Consider the following 7,248-nt stretch of genomic DNA (forward strand, 5'->3'; position numbering starts at 1 on the left):
TGAAACTTTAATCAGTGGGGGGCATCCCCCACTGATTATTAATTGAACCAATCGGGCTTTTACGGGCAGTTGATCCCCACCTAACTTCTTTGCTTTCGCTGAATTTTGAGGTGGGGGTCTTAATACCCGTTAATGCGGGATAAAAGGGGAAACTCTTTAGAATATTCTAACCTTTTTCTTCCTCTTTTTCAAAGTAAAATGAATAAGCATAAGGAGGGGGAAACAATGGGATTTTGGAGTATGCACCGAAATATAAAAATTAGAATTATAACTTCGTTTTTAACACGCACTGTATCCACAATGATTTTTCCATTTATGGCGATTTATTTTTCAATAAAATTAGGTAGTGCGATTGCTGGTGCTTTATTACTTATCAATGTGCTAGCTTCATTAATTATTGGTTTATATGGTGGGTATGTTGGAGATCGACTCGGTCGTAAAAAAGTAATGATTATTGGTCAAAGTATACAAGCCGTTTCCATTGCTTGTATGGGAATTGCAAACTCAGATTACGTAGATTCACCGTGGCTAACATTTGTGTTTATGTTAGTGAATAGCTTAGGGTCTGGACTTATGAACCCAGCGACTGAAGCGATGTTAATAGATGTGAGTACACCTGAAAATAGAAAGGTTATGTACAGCATTAACTACTGGGCTATTAACTTATCAATTGCGATTGGAGCAATATTTGGTGGATTATTATTTGAAAATTATAGATTACAATTGTTTATCGTATTAACGGCTGTTGCGGTCATTACTTTATATGTGATGGCTGTATATATGGAAGAAGTGTATGTGGTACGAAAAACAATGGAGAAGAAAAATGTATTAAAAGATATGGCAGATAGTTATAAAGTCGTGATGAAAGATAGAGCATTTTTAATTTTTTGTGCAGCGAGTATATGTACATTATCTTTAGAGTTTCAAATTAATAATTATCTAGGAGTACGTTTGCAGAAGGAATTTGAAACGGTGCACTTTTTATTCGGAAATGGTTTTACGTTTGATTTAACAGGTATTCGCATGCTCAGCTGGATTTCAGCAGAGAATACAATTTTAGTTGTGCTATGTTCAGCGCTTCTTATTAAAATGCTGAAAAGCTTCAATGATTTGAAAATCTTATATGTAGGTTTATTCATTTACACGATTGGATTTACAATACTCGGAACGAGCAATAGCTTATGGATTTTATTAATTGCAGGGCTTTTCCAAACGGTAGGCGAGATGATGTATGTGCCGGTTCGTCAATCTATAATGGCAGATATGGTGCCGGATGAGGCGAGAGGTTCTTATATGGCGATAAACGGAATGGTCTTTCAATTTGCGAAAATGAACGGTGCATTAGGGGTTATGTTAGGTTCATTTATTGCCTCTTGGGGCATGAGTGCTCTATATTTTATCGTTGGTATGAGCAGTATTTTATTATTTATGAAGGCGATTGGGAGAGAGAAGTATGAGGACGAGAGGGAGGTTTCTCAGATTGGATAAAACTATATGAAAAGCGAACCAGTTATACTGGGACTCGCTTTTTATATAGTTTTTAGAACGGATCAACTTCAGCTAAATTTGGAGTAGTGCTAGGCTGTAGTAAAAGATTTTTTAACGTTCCTACTTCAGAAAGAGCTACTAATATGTAGCCACTAATAAGTACAATAAGCCCGATAACGCGTAATGTTTGTAGGGTCACTTCACGATTATTCGTTTCCGTAGGATTTTGGGGCGTTGAAGGTGGATTGTTATTCATAATAGGGCTCCCATCTGTTTATTTTATATGTGCGAAATCATTATTTAACGTATGGATAGGAATTGTATAGTCATTTTCACTATATGAGAAATGCCTATGAATAGTGATTAGAAATTTTAGGACGAGAAAAGAGGCTGTGTTGTGTACAGCCTCTTTTTTATCAAAATGAGGAAATTCGTTTCTTCGTTTTTCGTACAATAATAAATTTGATCCAGAGTAACCCGACAATCATAATGATAAGACTATGTAGAAATTGTCCTGTGGCAACAAGTACAACAGCCGAAAAAACGATTAATTGAATGCTTATTAAGATGGAAATTAAGCTGAGAAATTGATTCATTCTTTCTTCAGTAGTAATCGGATATAATGCTACAATAATATTTCCCGAAAAATATTTCCACAGAGAACGAAGCTGCATAGAAATCATATATAGCACGACATAAGCAATAGCACCTTTTACGTATATATTCGGAATAAAATATAGGGTGAAAGCACCGATTAACCCTAAGCGAATATATATACCGAAATAATCATTACCACGTAAAAACGCTAGTGTATGTAAATAGAAGAACGTTGCTTGTTTTTTATGTAATATAGGTTCAATCCAATTTGTAAGCCATTTTCTTTTGTTTACTTGTTTTTTTAACTGCGGAACATCGGTGAAGATGCTAGCAAATTGATAAAAGCGTATGTCTATTTTTTCTTCTTGCTCGATTATGTAATCCCACGGTATTCGTTTTGTAGGTTGTTTTTTCGTATATAGAAGTAGGAAAGCAAGAAGTAAGAGTAATCCGCCTAATACGATCACATTTGCTGTATAAAACAGCATGTAAATGATAAGTGCGTTACAAGCAATACGAATGATAAGCCATATGTTTTTTTCATGACTATCACGCCACATCCAGTGTATGTACATGTTCCAAGCTTTCGTAATCATTAAAACTATAAAGATTGTACATAAAAAAGGTACAGTTAATTGTAATGATTGCATGGCAAGCGGTACAATAATAAGGAACGTAAATATAAGCGGGAAAAGCTGAATGATGTAATTATATAGAAGAGATTTTTTAAAATAGGATGTTAATTTCTCTTCTAGTGCTAGTAAATAGACGGCGTCAGGTTTTTGAATAAATGTGCGAATTGGGCATCTCGTTATAATGAGTGTAAGTACGATTGTGATGAGTAATAAAGATATTCCTTTAGAAGGATCCGTTTTAAGAAACTTGGCGTAATAATATGCACCTACACATGAGACGAAGATGAAGCTATATAGTAAACCGTTAATCATACGTACAAAATATGTGATGGCATTTTGAATATGTTGTTGAAAGCGAGAGCTCCATAGTGATTCGATTGACATGTTTTTCACCTCTTTTTTCTATTATATATGTTTTATTAAGCAAAAAACGAGCAAATTGCGTTACGCAACTTGCTCGTTTTTCTTTTCTTTATTTTTTTTCTGATCACGATTCATTAATGGATAGAAGGCAAAGCCAATTACGAATAAACCAATTCCGAGAAGGAATGTTTTAATATCGGATGCGCCTGTTTTAATAACCCATAGTGCATAGCAAAGTGCGATCATTGCGACTATGCCATCTGTAATTCTTGCCCGCATTTCATTTTTATACGTTTCACCAGTTGCGACTAGCTTTAACTGGAAGATTGGTGAAACGAGATATGGAATGAGATAGGCCAGTGTTGATACGGTAATAACGAATGTATAAGCTTCCGCAATTGTTCCTGATAATGTTGAGAATAAGAACACTTGCGACATAATGTTTGTTAATCGTAGTGAATGAATCGGACTTCCTTTTTTATTTGTTTTTGCGAAGAAGGAAGGGAAGAAACCTTCTTTTGCTGCTTGATAAGGTACTTCTGAGCTTAATAAAATCCAGCCTAATATGGAACCGAATAGGGAAGTAAGAGCAAGTAATGCCATAAGTTTCCCGCCGCCGTGACCCATTGCAGCGTTTAATGCATCTGCTAATGGACGTTCAGAAGCTTGTAATTTGTCAACGTGAAGTACACCCATTGTTAAAATTGTAATTCCTAAATAAATTGCAACTGTTATTAGTAAACCAGCAACAGTCGCACGTTTTACCGTTTTGGGAGAGGTAGCTCGGTTTGATAAAAGAACGGCTGATTCAATCCCGATAAATGCCCAAAGCGTTGTAAGAGCCGCCAAATTTACTTGTGAAAGGAGGCCGTGTGATACGCCTTCTTTATCGATCATTGGTGTGTACCATTGTCCAAATTTTGAAGCTTCGAACGCAAATAACGTAACGACGATGAATAGAAGGAATCCAGTCACTTTCGTTGTTGTTGCTAAGAAGTTTAGCTTCCCAGCTCCGCTTACACCGTTTGTTAAAATCAAATGTGTTCCCCAAAGTAAGATGGAACAAATAGTAAATGTAATTAGTTTTCCAACTTCTATATTGAAAGAGCCAATTGAAAATAGTAGTCGTGTATCTTTCATAATTGGGAAGAAGAGCGATAAATATCCCGCGAAAGATGTAATAATGGCAACGTTACTTGCCCAGTTTGCAACCCAATATCCCCATACCATGCTGAAACCAGCCATTTTCTTTCTTTTTGGTGTTGAGAATAAAGCATATGCATGACTTTGTGGTCCTGTCGTTAAATCAGGACGACGAATTGCTAAATTACCGAAAACAAGAGCTAGCATTAAAACACCAAACCCTGTTGTTAACCAAGCTAAAGTGACACCGAGTGGGCTAGCTGTTTGTGCCAACGTACTTGGTACCATGAAAATACCAGCGCCAACCATGTTACCGACAACGAAAGCTGTTAGTACCCAAAAGCCCCATTTTTTTTGCTGCATAGAAAATACCTCCAAAGTTAGTATAACCAAGTCAAGCGAGGAGATATGTATGTCTTCCCGAGTCAGGAAGAGAAGTCTCAAACAAAACAAAAAAAGCACGTAATCTGCCGCTACATGCTTTCTATCTTATAAGAAACCCACGACATACCTCTCGATAGCTCTCCACAAACGAAACGTTTGTGACAGTTCTGCACTTATTAAATGCAGACCCAGCAAGCGTGCATGGTGGACACGACTTACTTCGGCAACCATTCCTTTCTCATTCACTCATCAATGCCACTACATCTCCTGAAATGATACTCTTAATGATTGCAACCTCTACCTCACCGAGATACGAATGAGGATTTATGTATTAAATTAACATGTTTAAGAGTAACAAATGTATTTTTATACGTCAATGGATATGGTAATAATCAGATTATAGGGAAGAGTTTGTGATTAAAAGTGAGAGGGATTGTTATACAATATTTGAATTTTCGTAATATAATACATGTTATTAGTGCTAGAAGATTGAGAAGGGGATGAAGTATATGTCTGTATGTAATAAAAATTCCGTAATAGGTGTACTAGATTCAGGGGTCGGGGGATTAACAGTTGCTAGTGAGATTATGCGTCAATTGCCTAAAGAGAGCATTTACTATATTGGTGATAATGAGCGTTGTCCGTATGGGCCAAGAAGTGTAGAGGAGGTACAATCTTTCATATTTGAAATGGTTGAGTTCCTCAAACAGTTTCCATTAAAAGCTCTAGTGGTAGCATGTAATACTGGTGCAGCTGCTGCATTGACTGATTTGCAAGAAGCACTTTCCATTCCAGTTATTGGCGTTATACATCCGGGAGCAAGAGCTGCAATTAAAGTGACAAAGAAAGGGAAAATAGGGGTAATTGGAACTGTAGGTACGATAAAATCTAACATGTACGAAAAAGCATTACACGAGCTTGATACATATTTGGAAGTGCATAGTCATGCGTGTCCGACTTTAGCTACAGTTGTAGAAAATCACTTAGAAGATACAGCATATGTAACGCAGCAAGTGAAACAAGCTTTACTGCCATTAACGAAAGAAGATATAGATACGTTAATTCTTGGGTGTACGCATTATCCACTTTTAGAGTCCTATATAAAAAAGGAGTTAGGAGAGGCTGTGACAATTATTAGCTCTGCAGAAGAAACAGCGATAGAGTTAAGCACAATTTTACAGCATAAAGGAATTTTGTCTGACAATCTTAATCCGAAGCATCGATTTTTTACAACAGGCTTTGTTTTATCGTTTGAACATATTGCTGAGCGTTGGCTAGGGTATCAAATTTCTGTAGAATGTGTGAATTTACCTATAAAAAATGCTCGTATCTGTAACTAGGCTTTATTAAAGTACTTTTTGTTCAATAAATTAGGTTAGTTGCATAAGAAGGAAAAAATGAACTTTTAATTGAAATGATTAAGGCCATTTCAATTAAAGGAGAGATTTGATTATGGAATTATCAAGGTCTCAACTATTTGCTTTAGAGTATATTTCAAAATATGCAGAGAACGAAAAAAGCGGGGCTAAAGCAACAATTAATCATATACTTAAAATGTCTAATATTACAGATGAAATATTTGAAGAAGCTGTCGCTAATTTAAAATCTCATGCAAAGATCGCTTTACACTTTCATCCAGACAGACTAGATTCGAATATGAAAAATATTGCCGAAGCGCTGTTTGAGCAAGGAATATATAAAAGTCAGTTTGAAACATTGCTATCTAACGGAAGCGTGTCTGCTTATCCTGGTGGTGAACGTGACCTTTGGGAAAAGAGAATATTTGGAGGGGCATATCAATTGGAGGGCGTAACGAATAATCAACGGCCAAAGTATGGAGCACTAAATTTGATGTTACATCCAGATGGGTCTGCTCCGCGTTTTGGATCATGTTATTTTCTCTTATCTCCAAAAGTTTCTTTGCGCTCTACATATACGTATTTAGATTCGCATCAAAATCCAAAAGAAAAGGGGACTTATGAGGAGTTTGATATGATTTTAGCTGCTCTTTTGGAAGATGCATTCGTAAGAGAGTGTGCAATTGGTGAAGGGAATTTGACTCCAACAAGATTAATTAATCAGTTACTGGCTAACCTGGAAAGGCCGTTTATAGATCTCGTAAACAAAGGGTCAGCCCGTAACCTTAACCATTATATTGAAGCACAGATTCATGGAGATATTTCTCTTAAAGAAGACGTGGAAGCGCTTGTTGTAGATCCTTCATTTAAGGGTACGGATGTAGGGAGAACTTTAGAAGGAATTTGCCTAAAGTATTCTATTGATTTGTATTGGCACATGGGTTTTGTACTTATGGTAGATGAAGTTCCAATGGATTTTAGAGGTTCAAAAATGCCATCTTTAGCAAGACGTATTGCACGGAATAATTGTATCGATGCAAATATAATTGGCTCTGCTGTAGTGGATTTGAAACGCAATCCATTATCTTGGAGTGATCGTGGAACTTATCAAGAAGTGCTTCAGGAATTAAAATTATTATGGCATGTTTTAGTTCGATTTGGAAAACCAAATAGGAAGCAGAACTAAATACCCCGTTTTTTTGGAAGTATCTATATAAAAAGAAGCTGATCTAAAATTAGACCAGCTTCTTTTTATAAGATTAAACTAAGTTTAATACAGT

The 7,248-nt window shown here is 36.2% G+C and carries 6 protein-coding genes and 1 riboswitch; of the genes, 3 read left to right on the plus strand and 3 right to left on the minus strand.

What is annotated here, in order from left to right; genetic code table 11:
- The first annotated feature begins 225 nt into the window (after positions 1-225).
- The gene (locus KI356_RS02875; protein WP_238486168.1) at positions 226-1,488 is read left to right on the plus strand and encodes an MDR family MFS transporter; all 1,263 of its coding nucleotides are present in this window, start codon (positions 226-228) and stop codon (positions 1,486-1,488) included.
- Between the two features lie 52 nt (positions 1,489-1,540).
- Here KI356_RS02875 and KI356_RS02880 read toward each other — a convergent pair whose 3' ends face one another.
- The 3 genes from KI356_RS02880 to KI356_RS02890 form a co-directional block, all read right to left on the minus strand.
- On the minus strand, positions 1,541-1,744 hold the full coding sequence (locus KI356_RS02880) for a hypothetical protein (protein ID WP_002150326.1): 204 nt from the start codon (positions 1,742-1,744) through the stop codon (positions 1,541-1,543).
- Positions 1,745-1,904: 160 nt separating this feature from the next.
- Positions 1,905-3,104 (minus strand): ABC transporter permease, encoded by a 1,200-nt coding sequence (locus KI356_RS02885; RefSeq protein WP_212934757.1) that lies wholly within the window; start codon positions 3,102-3,104, stop codon positions 1,905-1,907.
- 60 nt (positions 3,105-3,164) lie between these two features.
- Positions 3,165-4,589 carry an amino acid permease gene (locus KI356_RS02890; RefSeq protein ID WP_212934758.1) on the minus strand — a complete coding sequence of 475 codons (1,425 nt, stop codon included), beginning with the start codon at positions 4,587-4,589 and terminating at the stop codon, positions 3,165-3,167.
- Positions 4,590-4,736: 147 nt separating this feature from the next.
- Positions 4,737-4,918: riboswitch (Lysine riboswitch) on the minus strand.
- 201 nt (positions 4,919-5,119) lie between these two features.
- On the opposite strand from KI356_RS02890, the gene racE reads away from it, so the two are divergent.
- Both racE and KI356_RS02900 read left to right on the plus strand, forming a co-directional pair.
- Positions 5,120-5,950 carry a glutamate racemase gene (gene racE / locus KI356_RS02895; RefSeq protein ID WP_212934759.1) on the plus strand — a complete coding sequence of 277 codons (831 nt, stop codon included), beginning with the start codon at positions 5,120-5,122 and terminating at the stop codon, positions 5,948-5,950.
- Between the two features lie 112 nt (positions 5,951-6,062).
- Positions 6,063-7,154, plus strand: coding sequence for a DUF3626 domain-containing protein (locus KI356_RS02900; protein ID WP_212934760.1), 1,092 nt, complete (start codon positions 6,063-6,065; stop codon positions 7,152-7,154).
- The last annotated feature ends 94 nt before the right edge of the window (positions 7,155-7,248 follow it).

Origin of the sequence: Bacillus hominis (assembly GCF_018332515.1) — a bacterium.
In the GTDB taxonomy this organism is placed as follows: Bacteria; Bacillota; Bacilli; order Bacillales; family Bacillaceae_G; genus Bacillus_A; species Bacillus_A hominis.